Annotated in this window: 20 protein-coding genes; 7 read left to right on the forward strand and 13 right to left on the reverse strand. The window is 65.6% G+C overall.

The features are described from left to right. Positions 1–5 precede the first annotated feature (5 nt). Positions 6–473 carry a hypothetical protein gene (locus IVB31_RS02995; protein ID WP_247318340.1) on the forward strand — a complete coding sequence of 156 codons (468 nt, stop codon included), beginning with the start codon at positions 6–8 and terminating at the stop codon, positions 471–473. Between the two features lie 44 nt (positions 474–517). On the opposite strand, the gene IVB31_RS33510 is transcribed toward IVB31_RS02995, so the two are convergent. Then, positions 518–649, reverse strand: coding sequence for a hypothetical protein (locus IVB31_RS33510; protein ID WP_256464291.1), 132 nt, complete (start codon positions 647–649; stop codon positions 518–520). A 14-nt stretch (positions 650–663) separates the two neighbouring features. Continuing rightward, the gene (locus tag IVB31_RS03000) at positions 664–1,851 is read right to left on the reverse strand and encodes an MFS transporter (RefSeq protein ID WP_247318343.1); all 1,188 of its coding nucleotides are present in this window, start codon (positions 1,849–1,851) and stop codon (positions 664–666) included. Between the two features lie 26 nt (positions 1,852–1,877). Here IVB31_RS03000 and IVB31_RS03005 point away from each other — a divergent pair, with 26 nt between their 5' ends. Beyond that, positions 1,878–2,213, forward strand: a complete 336-nt coding sequence (locus tag IVB31_RS03005) for a hydroxyisourate hydrolase (protein ID WP_247318344.1) — start codon at positions 1,878–1,880, stop codon at positions 2,211–2,213. On the opposite strand, the gene IVB31_RS03010 is transcribed toward IVB31_RS03005, so the two are convergent. The 6 genes from IVB31_RS03010 to IVB31_RS03035 form a co-directional block, all read right to left on the reverse strand. Next, positions 2,214–3,029, reverse strand: coding sequence for an ABC transporter permease (locus tag IVB31_RS03010; protein ID WP_247318346.1), 816 nt, complete (start codon positions 3,027–3,029; stop codon positions 2,214–2,216). Next, complete coding sequence (locus IVB31_RS03015; protein ID WP_247318348.1) at positions 3,029–3,892, reverse strand: ABC transporter permease; 864 nt, start codon at positions 3,890–3,892, stop codon at positions 3,029–3,031. The genes IVB31_RS03010 and IVB31_RS03015 overlap by 1 nt, the downstream gene beginning before the upstream one ends. Positions 3,893–3,911: 19 nt before the next feature. Beyond that, positions 3,912–4,958, reverse strand: coding sequence for an ABC transporter substrate-binding protein (locus IVB31_RS03020; RefSeq protein ID WP_247318350.1), 1,047 nt, complete (start codon positions 4,956–4,958; stop codon positions 3,912–3,914). 28 nt (positions 4,959–4,986) lie between these two features. Further along, positions 4,987–6,081 (reverse strand): ABC transporter ATP-binding protein, encoded by a 1,095-nt coding sequence (locus IVB31_RS03025; RefSeq protein ID WP_247318351.1) that lies wholly within the window; start codon positions 6,079–6,081, stop codon positions 4,987–4,989. Positions 6,082–6,192: 111 nt separating this feature from the next. Continuing rightward, complete coding sequence (locus IVB31_RS03030) at positions 6,193–6,942, reverse strand: aspartate/glutamate racemase family protein (RefSeq protein ID WP_247319401.1); 750 nt, start codon at positions 6,940–6,942, stop codon at positions 6,193–6,195. 2 nt (positions 6,943–6,944) lie between these two features. After that, complete coding sequence (locus tag IVB31_RS03035) at positions 6,945–7,655, reverse strand: GntR family transcriptional regulator (RefSeq protein WP_247318354.1); 711 nt, start codon at positions 7,653–7,655, stop codon at positions 6,945–6,947. 198 nt (positions 7,656–7,853) lie between these two features. Between IVB31_RS03035 and IVB31_RS03040 the strand changes: the two genes are divergently transcribed. Genes IVB31_RS03040 through hydA form a run of 5 tightly spaced genes read left to right on the forward strand, consistent with a single transcriptional unit; the run spans position 7,854 to position 12,631 of the window. Then, on the forward strand, positions 7,854–8,858 hold the full coding sequence (locus IVB31_RS03040) for an ABC transporter substrate-binding protein (protein WP_247318357.1): 1,005 nt from the start codon (positions 7,854–7,856) through the stop codon (positions 8,856–8,858). Then, positions 8,842–9,693, forward strand: coding sequence for an ABC transporter permease (locus IVB31_RS03045; RefSeq protein ID WP_247318361.1), 852 nt, complete (start codon positions 8,842–8,844; stop codon positions 9,691–9,693). The genes IVB31_RS03040 and IVB31_RS03045 overlap by 17 nt, the downstream gene beginning before the upstream one ends. Beyond that, a complete protein-coding gene (locus IVB31_RS03050; protein ID WP_247318364.1) occupies positions 9,693–10,469 on the forward strand; it encodes an ABC transporter ATP-binding protein in 777 nt (258 codons plus the stop codon). The genes IVB31_RS03045 and IVB31_RS03050 overlap by 1 nt, the downstream gene beginning before the upstream one ends. Positions 10,470–10,478: 9 nt before the next feature. Further along, positions 10,479–11,210, forward strand: a complete 732-nt coding sequence (locus tag IVB31_RS03055) for an aspartate/glutamate racemase family protein (protein ID WP_247318367.1) — start codon at positions 10,479–10,481, stop codon at positions 11,208–11,210. A gap of 11 nt (positions 11,211–11,221) precedes the next feature. Further along, positions 11,222–12,631: a dihydropyrimidinase gene (gene hydA / locus IVB31_RS03060; RefSeq protein ID WP_247318370.1), complete on the forward strand. Its 1,410-nt coding sequence runs from the start codon at positions 11,222–11,224 to the stop codon at positions 12,629–12,631. Positions 12,632–12,679: 48 nt separating this feature from the next. Here hydA and IVB31_RS03065 read toward each other — a convergent pair whose 3' ends face one another. The 5 genes from IVB31_RS03065 to IVB31_RS03085 form a co-directional block, all read right to left on the reverse strand. After that, positions 12,680–13,516, reverse strand: a complete 837-nt coding sequence (locus IVB31_RS03065; RefSeq protein ID WP_247318372.1) for an ABC transporter substrate-binding protein — start codon at positions 13,514–13,516, stop codon at positions 12,680–12,682. A 71-nt stretch (positions 13,517–13,587) separates the two neighbouring features. Beyond that, positions 13,588–14,076 carry a MaoC family dehydratase gene (locus IVB31_RS03070; RefSeq protein WP_247318374.1) on the reverse strand — a complete coding sequence of 163 codons (489 nt, stop codon included), beginning with the start codon at positions 14,074–14,076 and terminating at the stop codon, positions 13,588–13,590. Positions 14,077–14,085: 9 nt separating this feature from the next. Next, positions 14,086–15,669: a CoA-transferase gene (locus IVB31_RS03075; RefSeq protein WP_247318376.1), complete on the reverse strand. Its 1,584-nt coding sequence runs from the start codon at positions 15,667–15,669 to the stop codon at positions 14,086–14,088. A 16-nt stretch (positions 15,670–15,685) separates the two neighbouring features. Continuing rightward, positions 15,686–16,828 carry an acyl-CoA dehydrogenase family protein gene (locus tag IVB31_RS03080; RefSeq protein ID WP_247318378.1) on the reverse strand — a complete coding sequence of 381 codons (1,143 nt, stop codon included), beginning with the start codon at positions 16,826–16,828 and terminating at the stop codon, positions 15,686–15,688. 15 nt (positions 16,829–16,843) lie between these two features. Continuing rightward, positions 16,844–17,212, reverse strand: coding sequence for a hypothetical protein (locus IVB31_RS03085; RefSeq protein ID WP_247318380.1), 369 nt, complete (start codon positions 17,210–17,212; stop codon positions 16,844–16,846). Positions 17,213–17,215: the final 3 nt, after the last annotated feature.

The following is a 17,215-nucleotide window of genomic DNA, read 5'->3' on the forward strand; positions in this document are numbered from 1 at the left end:
GGGGAATGGCGTCACGTCTGCATGTCTCGCGTCTGCATATATCGCGTCTGATCGCCATCGCACTCCTGGTGCTCGGGCTGGCTGCGCCGGGCACGCCGTCATTCGCGCAGGCCACTGGGCAGGTGCACGCCAGAATTGTCAAGGCCGGCCTCCTGATCGGCGGCGGTGTCGGCAGGGGCGTGCTGGCCTACCGCGGCAAGAGCTACGCCTTCAAAATCACCGGTTTGAGCTTCGGCATCACGGTCGGCGCCACCGTCGGCCGGCTCGATGGCTGGGCGTCGGGGATCGGCGAGGTCGAGGATTTTGCAGGAACATACAGCTCGGTCGGCGGCGGCTTTGCGCTGGTCGGCGGCGTCAACGGCGTTCAACTGCGCAACGAGAAGGGCGTCACCATCCTGCTTCAGGGGCCGAAGGCGGGACTCGAGCTTGCCGCAAATATCAGCCAGATCACGATTGCTTTCAGGCGACAGTGACAGAGTTGGCTCGGCGAGGTGCCGTCGCGTCAAGCGGAGCCGGTTCACCTCCCGAATGGATTGTCGCGCCGAGACCCGAGGCCGACCACGACCGTGCCGGCGTCGCGCAGCCAGCCGATCGCGATCGCATCCTGGGGCGCGAAAAAATCGGCGAACAGGCGCGAGCCCTGGGTCACGACGCGCTATTGACTCATTTGTCATCGCCTCCCCACATCAGTGCCAATGTGCCTGCGAGCGCGAGGCACGCCAAGGCGACGAAGGCCGCGCCGAGGCGCGCGGCACCATCCAGGATCGATACCAGCGCCGGCGCCGCCAGCAGGCCGGCATAGGACGCTGTCAGCACCGCGCCCGTGGTCTCGCCGATCCTGTCCTGCGGCGCGAGGCGCGCGATCTCGGCGATGAAGACGCCGTTCCACCCCGATGCCGTCAGGCCGAACAGCGCCGCAATCGCGAACTGGCTGGTGTGGCTGAGCGAGGCGCCAATAATGCCAAGCAAGGCGGCGCAGAACGCCATGCCCAATCCGATGACGATGAGCACCATGCGCGAGGCATCGAGACGCATCGCGACCAGGCCCCAGCCGAGCCGGCCGACCAGACCGCCGCCTTGCGCGCAGGCGAGCGCCACGCCGGCCTCGACGTGGCTCAATCCGAGCTCGCGCGTGCCGAGCGTGACGAACACCGTGTTGAGCGACACTTGCATCGCGCTGAACGGCATCGAGGCCAGCGCCAGCATCGCGATCTGCCGGTCCGCCGTCACCAGCGCCAGTCGCGCGCGCAGATTGAGTTCAGGCGGAGGGGCGGCCTTGCCGGCATAGGCAGGCCGCAGCCGTTCAAACAGCAGGGCCGCGAGCAATGCGCAGGCGCCGACCGCCGCATAGCACCAGGCCGGTCCGAACCATATTGCGATCGCGGGCAGGGCCAGCGAGCAGCAGACCGCGCCGATCTGGTTGCCGGTCTGTCGCACCGAGAACACGAAGGCGCGGCGCTCGGCGGTCACGAGCCGCCCCAGCAAGGCTGCGCTTGCCGGCGTCTCGGGTCCAAAGGCGAGGCCGAGGCAGAGGCCCGCGGCGAGCAGGGCAACCGTCGAGCCGAGCGAGGCCAGCGCCATGCTGACGACGATGGCCGCCGCGCACAGGCTGGCGATCCGGAGCGAGCCCATGCGTGCGATAATGCCGCCGCCCCAGAATGAGGCTGGAATTCCGACTGCAAAGACCGCGCACGAGAACATCGAGAGCTGCCAGACCTCGATATGGGCACGGGGTGCGACGACGCCCGGCGCGAACAAGGCGAGCGCCACCAGCGCCTGGAGCGAGGTCATCGCCCCCAGGGCCGGCAGCAGCGCGGGCGCTGGCCGAACGGCCGTGTTTGCGTCTACCATGGCGCAGCGCTCACGGGAGGAACATTGTGGCAGGCGGCATCTCCATTCACGCGGTCGATGTGGCGAGCGGACGCCCGGCACAGGGGCTGCGCGTCGAGATCTGGCGGATCGATCCGGACTCGTTGCGTATTGCTGACGGGCGGCTCGGCGCCAACGGCGTGCTCGATCACCCAGTCGCGCGCGGCGAGGGCGTCTTGGCAGGCGAATATGAGGTCCTGTTTCATCTCGGCGAGTTCTTTGCGGACAGCGACGGCTTTCTCACGGTGACGCCGTTCCGCTTCCGCATCAAGATGATCGACGAGCATTTTCATCTGCCGCTGAAATTCACGCGCTGGGGTTACTCGCTGTTCCGGGGCGCCTGATCAGTTCGTCAGCCGCCGCGACAGGCCCGTGACGCGCTCCATCACCGCGACCAGCGCGACGGTGGCGATGATCAGCACGCCCGATAGCGCGGCGATCGTGACATCGAGCTTGCCCTCGAGGTCCTGCCACATCCGGATCGGCAGCATGTCGGTTGCGGCATCGCGCAGGAACAGCGAGACCGGCACGTTGTCGAAGGACGACATGAAGGCGATGAAAGCGCCCGCGATGATGCCTGGCCGGATCAGCGGCAACACGATGCGACGGAACGTGTAGAGGCGGCTGGCGCCGAGCACCGCCGAGCTTTCGAGCAGGGTCGGCTCGAGCTGGGCGAGCGCGGCAACCGTGTTGCGCACGACATAGGGGACGCAGACCACGGTGTGGCCGATCACCAGCGTCAAGGGCGATACCGGCAGTCCGACCAGCGAGAACAGCATCAGGGCGGCAAGGCCGAAGGCCAGCGCCGGCAGCACCAGCGGCGACATGAAGAGGGAGTCCAGCAGTCGCGCCGAGAGCCTCTGCGACCGCGAGATCGCCAGCGCGGCCGCGACGCCGAGCACGACGGACAGGCCTGTCGCCCACAGCGCGACGATGAGGCTGTTCTTCGCCGCGAAGTGCAGCTGCCAGGCATCCCACAGCTCAGCGTACCAGCGCAGCGAATAGCCGGGCGGCGGGAATTTCAGCGAGAAGCCGCTGGTGAAGGAGACGATCAGCACGACAAGCGATGGCGCGATGATGATGATCAAGGCGATCACCGCGACCACGGTCATGACGAACTCGAAGCTGATGGCTTCCAGGGTGCGCTTGCGCCCGCTCATCACGCGCCACCGTAGCCGCGTGACATGCGGCCGAGCGTGGTAAAGACGGAGACGACCGCGAGCACGGCGAGCAGGAAGATGATCGAGATCGCGGATGCGAAGGGCCAGTTCTGGAGGGTCGAGGCCTGCTGGTAGAGATACATCGGCATGAAAAGCATCTGCCCGCCGCCGATCAGCGACTGGGTGATGAAGGCCGTGATCGCAGCGGCATAGGTCAGCGTGCATCCGGCGATCACGCCGGGCAGCGACAGCGGCAGCACGATCTTGAAGAAGGTCCGCCAGCTTCCGGCGCCGAGCGAGCAGGAAGCGTCGTCGAGATTGGGATCGATGCGGCCGAGCGCGGTGATCAATGGCAACGTCATCAGCGGCATCTGCACCTGGGCGAGCGCGATCACCACGCCGAACTGGGTGTAGAGCAGCCGCAGCGGCGTATCGATGATGCCAAGCGATTGCAACGTCGCATTGATGATGCCCTGGCGGCCCAGGATGACGATCCAGGCGAAAGTGCGCACCACGACGCTGGTCAGCAGCGGCAGCAAAACGATCAGGATGATGATGGTCTGCGACCGCGGCCCGACCCGCTGATAGAGCCAGGCGATGGGAAAGCCGAGCACGAGGCAGACCGCCGTCACCTCGGCGCCGAGCAGCAGCGTCGAGCCGAGAACGCTGAGGCTGAAGGGATCGGTGAGGAAATGGAGGTATTGGCCGAGCCCCCAATGGAGCGCGGCCGTGTCATTGTGCAAGGAGAGCCAGAGCAATTGCAGCAGCGGTGCGACGAAGAAGACCAGGAAGAACAGCGCCAGCGGCGCTGCCAATCCCATGCCGTAGGACGTCACGTCGCGTGATGCCGGTGCTGTGCCCATCGCCAAGCCCCTTGTGGTTTTAGATCTTGATCTCGCGATTAAAACGCTCGATCCAGGCCGAGCGCTGCTCGTTGATCTTCTTCCAGTCCTGGAACACGAATTTCTGCTTCAGTTCAGTGGTGTCCTTGGCCAGCACGCGTGCGATCTCGCCGCCCATGGTCACCTTGGAATTGGTCGGTACGATCAGATAGGGCGGGTTCATCAGCGTGGTCTGGACTTCCGGCGTGAGCGCGGCCTCGATCAGCTTGAAGGCCAGCTCGCGGTTCGGCGAATTCTTGACGATGTGGATCGTGGTCTTGAAGGCGATGGCGCCTTCCTTCGGCGCCACGAACTCGACCGGCACGCCGCGCGCTTTCAGGATCTGGATGGCGTTGAAATTGCCGGGCGAGATGTCGATCTGGCCCTGCTGGAACAGCGTCGCTAGCGCGCCGGGATTGGCGGCCACCGCCGCTAGATTGGGCTTCAGCTCTTCGATTGCCTTGAAAGCGGGATCGACGTTGGCCTCCGAGCCGCCGCGCATCTTGGCGATTTCGACCAGCCAGCCGGTGCCGAGGGTCGAGTTGAGGTTGGTGATGCCGACGCGGCCCTTGAACTCCGGCTTCCAGAGATCGGCCCAGGAGGTCGGCGGCGTCTTGATCGCCTCGGGGTTATAGGTGAGACCGACGACCTGGAAGAACGGGGCGGGACCCATCGGCTCCTGCGCCTCGCTGATCAGGTCCTTGTAGTAGGCGCTCTTCTCGACCGGATAGGGTTCGACCAGATCCTGGCCGATCGCGACGAGGGCCGGACCGGGATCATGCAGCATGACGTCGATCGGCGGATTGGCCTTGGCGGCATTCACCTTGGCGATCTGGTCGACCGAGAGCATGGGGTCGAGCACCATCGCCGCATCGGCGTTCGCTTTGCGGAAGGCCGGCACCAGCACGGCCTTGTGCGCTTCCTCCCAGCTTCCGGTGAAGGTCGCAAACACCAGCGGGCGCGCCTGGGCAAAGCTCAGTCCGGGAAACGCCTTCATGGCGCCGAGGGTGAGTGCGGTCGTCATCAGGCTTCGGCGATTCAGGATCATGTCGAACTCCCTATGGCAAAAACTGGATCTAAAGCGTTGCGGGAAAGGCGTTGGCGAGCGAAGGGGCGAGCGGTGCGAGGCGCACCGCAGCGCCGCTTTCCAGTGCGCGCGTCGCACCGATGCGCGCCTGGGAAACCTTGACGCCGGAGCCATCGGCGGTCGTGACCTCGTGGACGACGGTCGCCCCGAGCGGCAGCGACATACCGACCACGCCGGCAAAGCCGGTCTCGTCGCCGACGAATTGCAGATGTTCAGGCCGGATGCACACGGTGACGCGGCCACCTTCGCTGAGAGCGCCTCCGGCGGGCCGTGCAATGATCTCCGCGCCGGCATCGAGGCGTACTTTTGCAGCGGTACGGTCCGCCGACACCACGACACCGGGCATGCGGTTGCTGGAGCCGACAAAAGTGTTCACGAACAGGGTCTGCGGGCGGTCGTAGACGTCGGATGGCGATCCGAATTGTTCGAGCTTGCCGTGGCTCAGCACGGCGACGCGGTCGGCCATCGACAGCGCCTCTTCCTGGTCGTGCGTCACGATCAGCGTAGTGATGCCCGCGACGCGTTGCAGCCGTTTGATCTCGATCTGCATGTCGAGCCGCAGATTCTTGTCCAGCGCCGCAAAAGGCTCGTCGAGCAGCAGGATCGACGGCTTGATCGCAAGCGCGCGGGCGAGCGCGACGCGCTGCTGCTGGCCGCCGGAGAGTTGCCGCGGCAGCCGCTCAGCCATCGACGGCAGCTGCACCAGCTCGAGCAGGCGCTGCGCCTCGCGTTGCCGCGTCGTCTTGTCGACGCCGCGGGCGGCGAGGCCGTAGCCGACATTCTCGCTGACGGTCAGATGGGGGAACAACGCGTAGTTCTGGAACACGATGCCGACGGCGCGGCGGTTCGGCGGCAGCGCGTCGACGATGTCGTCGCCGATGATGATCCGCCCCTGGCTCTGTGCGATGAAGCCGGCGATGATCCGCAACAGCGTTGTCTTGCCGCAGCCGGACGGGCCGAGCAGCGCAATGATCTCGCCGCCCTTGACATCGAGATTGATGTTCTCGACCGCAAGCGCGCCGCTGGGATAGCGGTGGGTGACGGCGTCGACGACGAGCGAACGCCCGCTTTGTACATCAGCCATGGTGTTGCCTCCCGTTCCCCTGAGAAAGAAAGCAAGTCTCGTGCCCGGGTCTGCCGCTGGCCGTGCGATCGAACATCGATTGAAGCTCTCTCATCACCGGCCTCAGCTCCTTCAGCTGTCGCGATGCTCGAGCCGGGCGGTAAGCGCCCCGGCGAGACCAATGGTGGGCTTGGCCGCGGGCCGGCGGAACGTGCCCGCCGCCGCCTTGCGCAGGCGCAGCGCCAACAGCGCCTCGGCCTGTTTCACGGCGGCGACGACCTGATCGATGACGGGGACAGGAATCCGGTCGGCGACGCGTTCGGCAAGGCCGGAGAGCGGCGCGCCCGCAAAGATCAGGACATCGGCCTCGTTCTCGACGATGGCGCGCTGCGCGAGCGCGACGAGTACGTCCTCCTTCTCGGTGCCGACTTCGGAGATCGCCTGGAACGGCGTATCCAGCATGCGGATGCCGGCGCAGCGCTGCCACAGCCCGTGGGCGCGGACGCATTCCTCGTACCAGGGCCCCAGTGCCTGAGCGAACGTGACGATGGCGAAGCGGCGTCCGGCCATGCAGGCGGTCAGCATCGCCGCCTCCGCCATGCCGACCACGGGAATGTCGAACGTCTCGCGCGCGGCGAACAGGCCGGGGTCGCCAAAGGCTGCAATGATTGCGGCGTCGACCTTTTCGTGCTGCTCGGCGAGCATTTCCAGCGCGATGGCGCCGCCGATCTGCGCTTCGGTGCGCGTCGAGATGTAGGGTACGCCGCGGGTCGCGGTGCAGGGGATCAACTCCGTGCCGGGTGAGGCCGCGCGCTGCCCGACGTCCATCATCAGCCGGGTAACTTCGGTGCTGGTGTTCGGGTTGAGCAGGAGCAGCTTCATGGTCATGCCGCCGTCCGGTCGGACTTGGAGGTGGTGAGGACTTCGAGCAAGGCGGTGCCGGTACGCCGGACGTGCGCGCCGAGCAGGCGTCCGGCCGCTTCGCCATCGCGCGCCTCGAGCGCCGCAAGAATATCGGCATGCTCGTCGACCGAATTGCTCCAGCGACGGTCGGCGCCAAGCGCGAGATACCGCGCGCGTTCGGCGCGGGAGATCAGTGTCTCGTGCGCCTCGCGCAGCGGCGTGTTGCGCGCCATGCGGACGATCGTGTTGTGGATCTCGCCGTTGATGGCGAAGTAATCGTCGAGTTTGCCGTTGCGATGATGACCCTCCATGCGGGTCTGAAGCGTGTGCAAGCGCGCAAGGTCGCGCTCCGTCGCGCGCACTGCCGCAAGCTCGGCGGCAAGCCGTTCGATGCCGGCCAGCGCCTCGAACAGCTCCGAGATTCCGGCGACCGCGATGTCGGCAATGCGCGGGCTGCGGTTGGGCCGCAGCTCGATCAGCCCCTCGGCAGCGAGCACCTTCATCGCCTCGCGCAGCGGGGTGCGCGACACGCCGAGCGATTTCGACAGCTTGGTTTCCTGCGTCTGCGATCCCGGCGGCAGTTCGCCGCGAATGATCATCGTCCGCATGCGCGCGGCGGCGCGCTCATGCAGGCCCATGCGCTTGAGTTTGGGCGGTTTTCGTCCCTTCGGGGTTTCCGACTTCTGCTGCACGCGCGCCTCATTGCTTCAATTCATCCTAGCCGTTTCCGGCCCTTTGGCCTGCTCAAAATACCGACGCATGTAGCTGAAAACCATGGCACAACGCGCAAATTGTATGCAGCATGCAAAAACCGGATTGCGCGGCGGCGAAGGGCGACCGATGATCTTGCAAGACGCGCGAGATCTCGCGCCTTCGAAGCGGAGTAAGCGATGCGGACGAGTTTGCGAATGGGCCTCGTGGTGATGGCGGCGATGTTCGGCGGAAGCGATCTCGCCTCCGCTCAGGCCGCTAAAATCAAGCTCGGTTACGCCAAATGCGCGCACTGCTTGCCGATGTCGCTGATCTCAGGCATGGCGAAAGGCGTCGAGGTCGAGGCGACCGGCTTCAACTCTGGCAATGACGTCCTCACTGCGCTGATATCGAAAAGCATTGACGTCGCGCAGGTCACCTACCTCCACTACATCACCGCGCTCGACAAGGGCTTTGACGTCATCGCCGTGTCCGGCCAGATCAACGGCGGCTCGGAATGTCTGTCGTCGGCGAAGCTGAATCTGTCACCTGAGGACTGGGCTGCCTTCAAGGCGACCGTTGCGAAGGCGAAGAGCGATGGTCAACCGCTGAAGGTCGCGGCGTCCCGCGGCAATGCGCAGGACATTCACATGCGCGGCGCGTTCCTGAAGCAGGGCGTCGATCCCAACAAGGACATCCAGTTCATCAACATCCCCAATCCGTCCGACCATCTCGCGGCGTTGCAGCGTGGCGAGGTCGACATGATCTGCACGGTCGAGCCCTTTGCCTCGCAGATCAGGCTTGCGGGGGCCGGCAAGCACTTCGTGCTTCCCTACGACCAGGCCGCCGGAAATCTGACGAATTTGATCGTCACCCGTTCGGACGTGATCGCGAGCCAGCGCGCTGGCGTTCAGGGCGTCGTCAGCGCCGTGGTCGAGCTCGACAACAAGCTGCTCGCCGACAAGGGCCCGTGGATCGACGTCATCAACAAGCTCACCGGCCTCGACAAGACGGTGGCGACCGAGGCGCTGAAAAATGCCTCGCCCGATCCGGCGATCCATCGTTCGCAGACCCTCGCGATCGCCGCGATGATGCGCGACCTCAAATACATCTCGAAGGACGTCTCTGCGGAGGCGGAGAAAAACATCGACTATTCGTTCCTGGAGCAGGCGACGGGAAAAGCCAAGAATGACCTCGGCTATTGAAGTCTCGCCGGCCAAGCCGGCGTTTAGGCTGACGCGGGCGCTGCAGGGGCTGGAACGCGTCGTCGTCCCTGCGTTGCTGATCGCGGGCTGGGAAGCCTTTGCCCGCAGCGGCGTGCTGCCGCCGGCACTGCTGCCGGCGCCGAGTGCGGTGCTGCATGCACTCGGCGACTGGGTGTTCGGCTTGGACGAGACCACGCAGACCTATTCGGGCCATTGGCTGCGCGACGCGCTTGCCAGCGCCTTGCGCGTGTTTGCCGGCTTCGCGCTGGCGAGCCTGCTCGGAATCCTCGCCGGGGTCGCCATCGGCTGGTCGCGCCTGTTCGAGAAGACGCTGGAGCCGACGCTGCAGATGCTGCGTCCGATCCCGCCGGTGTCCTGGATTCCGCTCGCGATCATCTGGTTCGGCATTGCCGACAAGCCGGCGATCTTCCTCGTTTTCCTCGGCGCCTTCTTCCCCGTGCTGATGAACGCGATCCACGGCGTGAAGACCGTGGACCACAATCTGGTGCGCGCCGGCGCGATGATGGGCGCAAGCCAGCGGCAGATGCTGACCGACATCGTGCTGCCGGCCGCGCTGCCCTCGATCTTCGCAGGGTTACGCATTGCGGTCGGATCGGCCTGGATGCTGACGGTCACCGCCGAGATGGTCGCGGTCAAGAGCGGCCTCGGCTACGTGCTGTGGGATTCTTACTATTTCCTGCGCTACGACATCGTGCTCGCGGCGATGATCTCGATTGGGCTGCTCGGCTACCTCTCCGACCTCAGCCTCAAGGCCATCATGGCGCGCGCACTGCGCTGGCAGACGACGACCACCGTGCAGGGCAGGGCCGGCTGATGGCGGCAATCGAGCTCCGCAACATCGTCAAGGTGTTTTCCGACAAGCGGCGCGGCCGCGATCTCTTGACCCTCGACAACATCAATCTCGACATCGAAGCCAATGATTTCGTCTGCCTGCTCGGCCCGTCTGGTTGCGGCAAGTCGACCCTGCTCAACATCATCGCCGGCTTCGAGCCAGCGACCTCGGGCCGTACGCTGGTTGATGGCAAGCAGGTGGAGCGGCCGGGGTCGGACCGCGGCGTGGTGTTCCAGCAGCCGACCCTGATGCCGTGGCTGACCGCCATCGACAACGTCGCTTTCCATCTCAAGCTCAAGGGCGTCGCCAAGGCCGAGCGCCACGACCGCGCCATGGAGTTCATCGATCTCGTGGGCCTGCGCGGCTTCGAGCACCATCATCCCTCCGAGCTGTCCGGCGGCATGAACCAGCGGGTCGGCATTGCCCGCGCGCTGCTGATGAATCCAAGCGTCATCCTGATGGACGAGCCGTTCGCGGCGCTGGACGCCCAGACCAAGCTCGAAATGCAGGAGGAACTGGTCGCGATCTGGCAGAAGCGCCGCTGCACCATCGTGTTCGTCACCCACAGCGTCGACGAGGCGCTGGTGCTCGGCAACAGGATCGTGGTGATGACCAAGCGGCCGGGCCGGATCCGCGAGGCCGTCGATTTCGACCTGCCGCGCCCGCGGGACATCACCAGCCCCGAATTCAATGACGCAAAGCGCCGCATCCTGGCCCTGATCCGGGAGGAGTCGACGCGCCTTGCGCGGGCGTCGTAAGGTATCGCCATGCGCAAGCGTCTCGGCATGATCACGCCGTCCTCCAATTCGGTGCTCGAGCCCGTCACCAGCGGCATGCTGGCCGGCGTGGCAGATGTCACCGCGCATTTTTCGCGCTTCCGCGTCACCGAGATCGCGCTCGATGCCGCGGCGTTGAACCAGTTCGATGCCTCGGTAATGCTTCCGGCGGCAGATCTGCTCGCGGATGCCAGGGTGGACGCCATCGCCTGGAACGGGACATCGGCGAGCTGGCTCGGCATCGGTCGCGACAGGAGCCTTTGCGAGGCAATGACAGCGCGCACGGGTGTGCCCGCGACGACGTCCACGCTCGCCTGCATCGATGCCGCCCGTGCGCTCGGTGCCAGGCGAGTCGGTCTGGTCTCCCCCTACACCGACGACGTGCAGAGACGGATCGTGGGCGTCTGGACCGAGGAAGGGATCGCCCCGCATGCCGAGCGGCATTTGGGCTTGCGCGACAATTTCTCCTTCGGCGAGGTCGCCCCTGCAACGATCGCGGACATGATCCGCGCGGTGGCAGCGGAGGGCGCCGATGCCGCCGTCATCCTCTGCACCAATCTCGACGGTGCTGCGCTTGCGGCCTCGCTCGAACGGGAATTGAATATTGCCGTGCTCGACTCGGTCGCAGTGACGCTGTGGCGAACCCTGGATCTCGCGAGAGGCGATATCGGGGCTCTTGCCGATTGGGGCCGAATATTCCAGACCTCAGCGGTCATCAAGTGACGGAGACTTCTGTGACGCAGTTTGATCTCGCCATTCGCGGCGGCACCATCGTGACGGCCAGCGACGAGTTTCGCGCCGATATCGGCATTCGCGACGGCCGCATCGTCAGCATTGCCGATAGCATCGAGGGCGCGGCCCGTGAGATCGACGCGACGGGGCTGCTCGCCTTGCCGGGCGGCATCGACAGCCATGTCCACATTTCGCAAGCCTCCGGCCCCGACGTGGTGATGGCCGACGACTTTGCCTCGGCGACCCGCTCTGCTGCTGCCGGCGGCAACACCATGGTGCTGCCCTTCGCGCTTCAGGAGAAGGGCACTTCGCTGCGAACCTGCGTCGAGAACTACCGCAAGCTCGCCGAGGGCGAGTGCTACATCGACACCGCCTTCCACCTCATTATCTCTGATCCGACCGCGGTCGTGCTCGGGCAGGAGCTGCCGGCGCTGGTGAAAGACGGCTACACCTCCTTCAAGGTGTTCATGACCTATGACGACCTCGTGCTCAGCGACCAGCAGCTGCTCGAGGTCTTCGACGTGGCGCGCCGCGAGGAGGCGCTCGTCATGGTCCATTGCGAGGGCTACGACGCCATCCGATTCCTCACCACCAAGCTCGAACGCGAAGGCCACATCGCGCCCTATTATCACGGGGTCTCGCGCCCCCAGGCGGTCGAGCGCGAGGCCACGCATCGTGCCATCAGCCACGCCGAGATCGTCGGCGTCCCCATCATGATCGTGCACGTCTCCGGGCGCGAGGCGATGGAGCAGGTGCGCTGGGCCCAGCAGCGCGGGCTGCCGGTGCATGCGGAGACCTGCCCGCAATACATCACGCTGACGGCCGACGACATGAAGGGCCTCAATATGGACATCAGCGGCGCGAAATATGTCTGCTCGCCGCCGCCGCGCGATGCCGAAAGCCAGCAGGCGATCTGGGAGGGGATCACGACCGGCGTGTTCCAGACCTTCTCATCGGATCATTGCCCGTTCCGCTACGACGATCCCAAAGGCAAGCTGACGCCGAACTCCCGCACCTCGTTCCGCTGGGTGCCGAACGGCATTCCCGGCGTCGAGACGCGGCTGCCGATCCTGTTCTCCGAAGGCGTATCGAAGGGGCGGATCACGCTGCAAAAGTTCGTCGAGCTGACCTCGACCAACCATGCGCGCATCTATGGCCTCTATCCGCGCAAGGGCTCGATCGGTGTCGGCTTTGACGCGGACATCGTTCTCTGGGACCCCAAATTGAAGAAGCCCATTCGGCAGGCCGATCTGCATCACGGCTCAGACTACACGCCGTGGGAAGGGTTCGAGGCCACGGGATGGCCGGTGACGACAATCGCCCGAGGCCGGGTGGTCTATGACCAGGGTCGGATCGTCGGCGCCAAGGGCGCCGGCGAAGTGCTGAGCCGGGGTCGGTCGAGCCTGATCTGATCCGTTACGACACGCCGCCGGATGGCGCGTCGTAGCAGTTGCGTTCCGTCAATTTGTCGGACCGTCGCCGCGAATTGCGAACGTGCTGGCTTTCAGCTTGGTCATGCCAAACTTGTCGAACAGCTTGTCATAGGTTCCGTCGGCCCGAATCGCTGTCAGTGCATCGGCAACCGCCTGTGCCAGCAGCTTGTCGCGGAAGGCGAAGGTGATGTCGGTGCCGGCGATGTCGCGGACCCAGATCTTTGCGATACCCTTCTGCTCGAGCGAGTTCGCGGTCTCGTTGATGTTGAGCGCGGCCTCGAGCTGGCCGGCGCGCAGCGCCGCCGAGGTCGCTGTCACCGTGGTGAAGGTGCGCAGTTCGATCGGCTTGAGGCCCTTGGCTTCCATCGCCGTGCTGAACTCGCGCGCCTTGCGTTCGGTATAGGTCGCCGACTCCACGCCGACGACGCGGCCGGCGAGATCCTCGAACTTCTCCAGCTTCAGGCTGGAGGAGGGATCGGTGTAGATGCTGATCGCCTGCTGTGCGTAGGGCACGAGGTACAGCATCTTGGAGCGCTCCTCCGTCCAGAACAGCCCGGTGTTGATCGCATCGAAGCGCCCGGAGCGGAGCGCGGGGATCATCGGCGGGAAGTCCATGCGCAGAAACACCGCTTCGACGCAGACGCGCCTGGCGATCTCCCGTGCGAGCTCGACATTGAGCCCCTGCAACTCGCCCTTGTCGTCGACGAATTGCTGCGGCGGCAGCGTCGGGTTGATCGACATCTGCCATTTCGGCGCCTCGACCAGGCTCGATGCCGGCACCTTCGGCGTGCAAGTCTGGGCACCCGCCGCCTGGGACAGGCCGATCACCAGGGCGAGGGCGGAGAAGGTCTCGAGAAATCGCATGCAAATACTCCTGTCAAATCGTGGGTGGCAGAGGAGCCGTTTTACGGTCCGAGGTGTTCTTCATTGTCGCGTCATGGGGCGGCCGTCGCATCGCGACCGGCCTGCCGGGTCAGGATCAGCGAAATGTGGCGGGCGGCGGTCACGACCTCATCGCGCTGGTTGATGAGATCGAGGGCCTCGATGACGATGCCGCGCCCGGGATTCTTGGTCGGCCGCTTCTCGACGAAGCGGAAGCGGACGCGCAGGCGGTCGCCGGCGATGATGGGCGCCTTGAACCGCACCTCGTCCCAGCCGAGCGAGGCGACGGAAGTCTCCTCGTACAGCTTCAGCTCCGATTTGAGCCCCTCCATCAGCGACAGGCCGAATAGCCCATGGCCGATCACCGCGGGAAAGCCTTGCGAGCGCGCATAGGCGGCATCGATATGAAGCGGATGGTGGTCGCGCGTGACCTCGGCGAAGGCTGCGATGTCGGCCTGGGTCACAATGTGCGCGGCGGTCTCGAACTCCGCGCCAAGCGCGATGTCCTCGTAATGGAAGTTGATCGCTGCGGCGGGGTCCATGCGCATCTCTCAGGCGACCTTGCGTGGCCGTCCCGGCAGCGCCATGAAGCTTTGCGCAATCCCCATCGGGCCGGAGCGGAAGATCCGCGCATCCATGTCCTTCAACTGAGGGCTGATGCGCGGCCGGAACCCCATATGCGCGAGGATGTCCTCCTCCAGCCGCGCGCCCGGCGCGATCTCGGTCAGGGTCAACCTGCCGTTCTCCAGCTCGAACACCGCGCGCTCGGTGACGTAGCTCACCTGTTGGCCGCGCTGCGCAGCGAGAGAAGCGCTGAAGCTGATCTGGCCGACCTCGGCCACGAATTTGCGGAAGGCGCCGTCGCGCCGGATCACGAGACGGCCATTCTCGACGCCGATGTCGAACTTGCCGCCGGTCATGGTGCCGCTGAAGATCAGTCGCCTGGCGTTCTGCGTGATGTCGATGAAGCCACCGGAGCCGTCGCGGCGTTCGCCGAAGCGGGTGACGTTGACATTGCCGGCCTCGTCCACCTCCGCGAAAGAGAGGAACGCGCAGGACAGCCCGCCGCCGTCGTAGAAGTCGAATTGATAGGCCTGGTCGAGAATGACGCGCGGATTGATGGCGGTGCCGAATTCGCGCGCGTGGCCGGGTACGCCGCCGACCACGCCGGACTCGACCGTCAGCGTGATCAGGTCGGAAATGCCTTCCTCGGCCGCGACATTGGGGATCATTGCGGAGATGCCGACGCCGAGATTGACGACGTCGCGCGGGCGCAGCTCGAAGGCGGCGCGGCGGGCGATCACCCGCCGTTCGGTGAGCGGATCGGGCGTGATCATCGCCACCGGCACGCGGCTCTCGCCGCAGCGCGCCGGATCGTAGGCGGTGCCGTAGGTCTGCATCTGCTCGGGCTCGAGCACGACGTGGTCGATCAGGAAACCCGGAATCTTCACCATCTGCGGATGGATCGAGCCGCGCTTCACGATGCGCTTGACCTGGCAGATCACGGTGCCACCGGCATTGTGCACGGCCTGCGCGATCGAGAGATCCTCGCGCGTGGTGCCCTCATGCTCCATGCTGATGTAACCGTCCTCATCCGCCGAGGTGCCGCGGATGATGGCGACATCGGGCGGGGCGGGGACGCGGTAGAGCAGCCACGACTGGCCGTGCAGCTCGAGCAGGTCGACCAGCGGCGCGGTGGTGCGCTTGTTCATGCGGCCGCCGTCCTGGCGCGGGTCCATGTAGGTGTTGAGGCCGACATGGGTGAGCACACCGGGATGTTTCGCCGCCATGGCGCGGCAGAGCTGGCTCATCACGCCTTGCGGGAAATTATAGGCGTCGATCAGCTCGTCGCGGACGAGACGCATGAACGGCACTTGAAGCCCGAAATTGCCGCCGATCACGCGCGCGACCATGCCTTCATGGGCAAGATGGCACAGGCCCTTCTCGGTCACGGCGCCGACGCCGGTGATGTTGATCAAGGTCAGATTGTGCGGGCCGTGGCCGCCGAGGAAGCGCTGCTCCAGCGCGTCGAGGATGGCTTCGGCGGCTCCGGTGCCGCCATTGCCGCCGACGATCAGCGTGTCGGCGTCGCGGATCAGATCTGCGGCCTGTGCCGCGGTGATGATGCTCAGCATGTCCGCAGGCTCCGCATCATGCGGCCTCCTTCTCGACCTGACGGGCGATGATCAGCCGCTGGATCTGGTTGGTGCCCTCGTAGATCTGGGCAAGGCGGACATCGCGAAAAATGCGCTCGATGCGGTATTCGCGCGAATAGCCGTTGCCGCCATGGATCTGGAGCGCGTTGGAGACGTGCTTCATCGCCATGTCGGTCGTGAACAGTTTTGCCTGCGCCGCCTCCTTGGCGATCGGCTCGCCGGCATCGTGCAGGCGCGCGGCGTGATGGATCAGAAGACGCGCCGCGGCAATGTCGGTCGACATGTCGGCGAGCATGAACTGCACCGCCTGGAAGCCGATGATCGCCTGGCCGAACTGCTTGCGCTCGCGGGCGTAGGCGGTGGCATCCTCGAACGCGGCCTGCGCCATGCCGAGCGCCATGGACGCCATCATCAGCCGGCTGAAGTTGAAATTGCTCATCGCCATCTTGAAGGCCTGGTTCTCCGGTCCCATCACGCTGTCGGCCGGCAGCAGCACGTCGGAGAAGGTGACCTGGCAGTCGTCGAGGCCGTGCATGCCGAGCAGCTCTTCATTCTTGCCGCGGGCGATGCCGGGCAGGGCGCCGTCGACCAGCAGGCAGGAGATGGCGCGATGGCCGGCGTCGGAACCGGTGCGGGCAAACACCATGATGCGATCGGCGACGCCGCCGAGCGTTACCCAGGCCTTGGTGCCGTTGAGGCGCCAGCCATTGCCCTCACGCATCGCATGGGTGCGGATGCCCGCGACGTCGGAGCCGTGGTCGGGCTCGGAGACGGCGGTGGCGGGGATGATGTCGCCGCTCAGAATTTTTGGGATCAGCGCCTTGTGCGCGTCGCTGCCGTGATGGTCGAAGAACAGCACCGCCTCGACGGGAATCGCGAAAGCATTGGCGACCGCGCCTGAGCAGCGCGCCAGCTCTTCCATCGCGATGCAGGCGGCGGCCGCATCGAGGCCGGCACCACCGGCGCCTTCGCGCAGGCAGATGCCGAACAGGCCGAGATCGGCCATGCCCTTGTAGAGCGCGCGGTCGAAGCGGTCCTCGCGATCGATGGCGGCGGCGCGGGGCAGAATCTCCGCTTCCGCGAAACGTCGAGCCGTCTCGCGCAGGGCTTTCTGGTCTTGGGAGTAGAAGCGGTCCATGGCGTATGGTCCTCGTCAGTCGCTGGCGAGCTTGGAATCGTGGGAGACTTCACTCTTGTCGCGATCGAGGAAATAGACGGCGACGTCATCGCCAGGCACGCCGTAGGCGCTGCAGACGCTACGGGTGAGCGCGATGGCGGCAGCGCGGCGCTCGGCCTCGCTGCGGCGGAATGCATGCACCTTGAGCAGGATGCGCTGGCCGGTGGCCTGGGCGCCGAACGTGCCGGCATGGGCGTAGTCGTCCGCCGCAACAGGAAGAAAATAGAGCGTGACCGTGTCAGCGGTCACGCCGAATGCCGACATCAGGCCGTCGGTCACGGACCTCGCCAGCGCGGCCTTGCGCTGGGACGGGACTTGCGGAGCGAGAACTTCGACATAGGGCATTGA

This window comes from Bradyrhizobium sp. 21, assembly GCF_023073335.1.
GTDB lineage: Bacteria > Pseudomonadota > Alphaproteobacteria > Rhizobiales > Xanthobacteraceae > Bradyrhizobium.

What these genes read in the sequence shown, in the direction of transcription:
- IVB31_RS03015 (WP_247318348.1), bottom strand. Translation starts at nt 3,892, where the DNA reads ATGGGCACAGCACCGGCATCACGCGACGTGACGTCCTACGGCATGGGA.
- IVB31_RS03055 (WP_247318367.1), top strand. Translation starts at nt 10,479, where the DNA reads ATGCGCAAGCGTCTCGGCATGATCACGCCGTCCTCCAATTCGGTGCTC.
- IVB31_RS03075 (WP_247318376.1), bottom strand. Translation starts at nt 15,669, where the DNA reads ATGCTGAGCATCATCACCGCGGCACAGGCCGCAGATCTGATCCGCGAC.
- IVB31_RS03050 (WP_247318364.1), top strand. Translation starts at nt 9,693, where the DNA reads ATGGCGGCAATCGAGCTCCGCAACATCGTCAAGGTGTTTTCCGACAAG.
- IVB31_RS03010 (WP_247318346.1), bottom strand. Translation starts at nt 3,029, where the DNA reads ATGAGCGGGCGCAAGCGCACCCTGGAAGCCATCAGCTTCGAGTTCGTC.
- IVB31_RS03085 (WP_247318380.1), bottom strand. Translation starts at nt 17,212, where the DNA reads ATGCCCTATGTCGAAGTTCTCGCTCCGCAAGTCCCGTCCCAGCGCAAG.
- IVB31_RS03030 (WP_247319401.1), bottom strand. Translation starts at nt 6,942, where the DNA reads ATGAAGCTGCTCCTGCTCAACCCGAACACCAGCACCGAAGTTACCCGG.
- IVB31_RS03080 (WP_247318378.1), bottom strand. Translation starts at nt 16,828, where the DNA reads ATGGACCGCTTCTACTCCCAAGACCAGAAAGCCCTGCGCGAGACGGCT.
- IVB31_RS03000 (WP_247318343.1), bottom strand. Translation starts at nt 1,851, where the DNA reads ATGGTAGACGCAAACACGGCCGTTCGGCCAGCGCCCGCGCTGCTGCCG.
- IVB31_RS03045 (WP_247318361.1), top strand. Translation starts at nt 8,842, where the DNA reads ATGACCTCGGCTATTGAAGTCTCGCCGGCCAAGCCGGCGTTTAGGCTG.
- IVB31_RS03025 (WP_247318351.1), bottom strand. Translation starts at nt 6,081, where the DNA reads ATGGCTGATGTACAAAGCGGGCGTTCGCTCGTCGTCGACGCCGTCACC.
- IVB31_RS03065 (WP_247318372.1), bottom strand. Translation starts at nt 13,516, where the DNA reads ATGCGATTTCTCGAGACCTTCTCCGCCCTCGCCCTGGTGATCGGCCTG.
- IVB31_RS02995 (WP_247318340.1), top strand. Translation starts at nt 6, where the DNA reads ATGGCGTCACGTCTGCATGTCTCGCGTCTGCATATATCGCGTCTGATC.
- IVB31_RS03070 (WP_247318374.1), bottom strand. Translation starts at nt 14,076, where the DNA reads ATGGACCCCGCCGCAGCGATCAACTTCCATTACGAGGACATCGCGCTT.
- IVB31_RS03040 (WP_247318357.1), top strand. Translation starts at nt 7,854, where the DNA reads ATGCGGACGAGTTTGCGAATGGGCCTCGTGGTGATGGCGGCGATGTTC.
- IVB31_RS03020 (WP_247318350.1), bottom strand. Translation starts at nt 4,958, where the DNA reads ATGATCCTGAATCGCCGAAGCCTGATGACGACCGCACTCACCCTCGGC.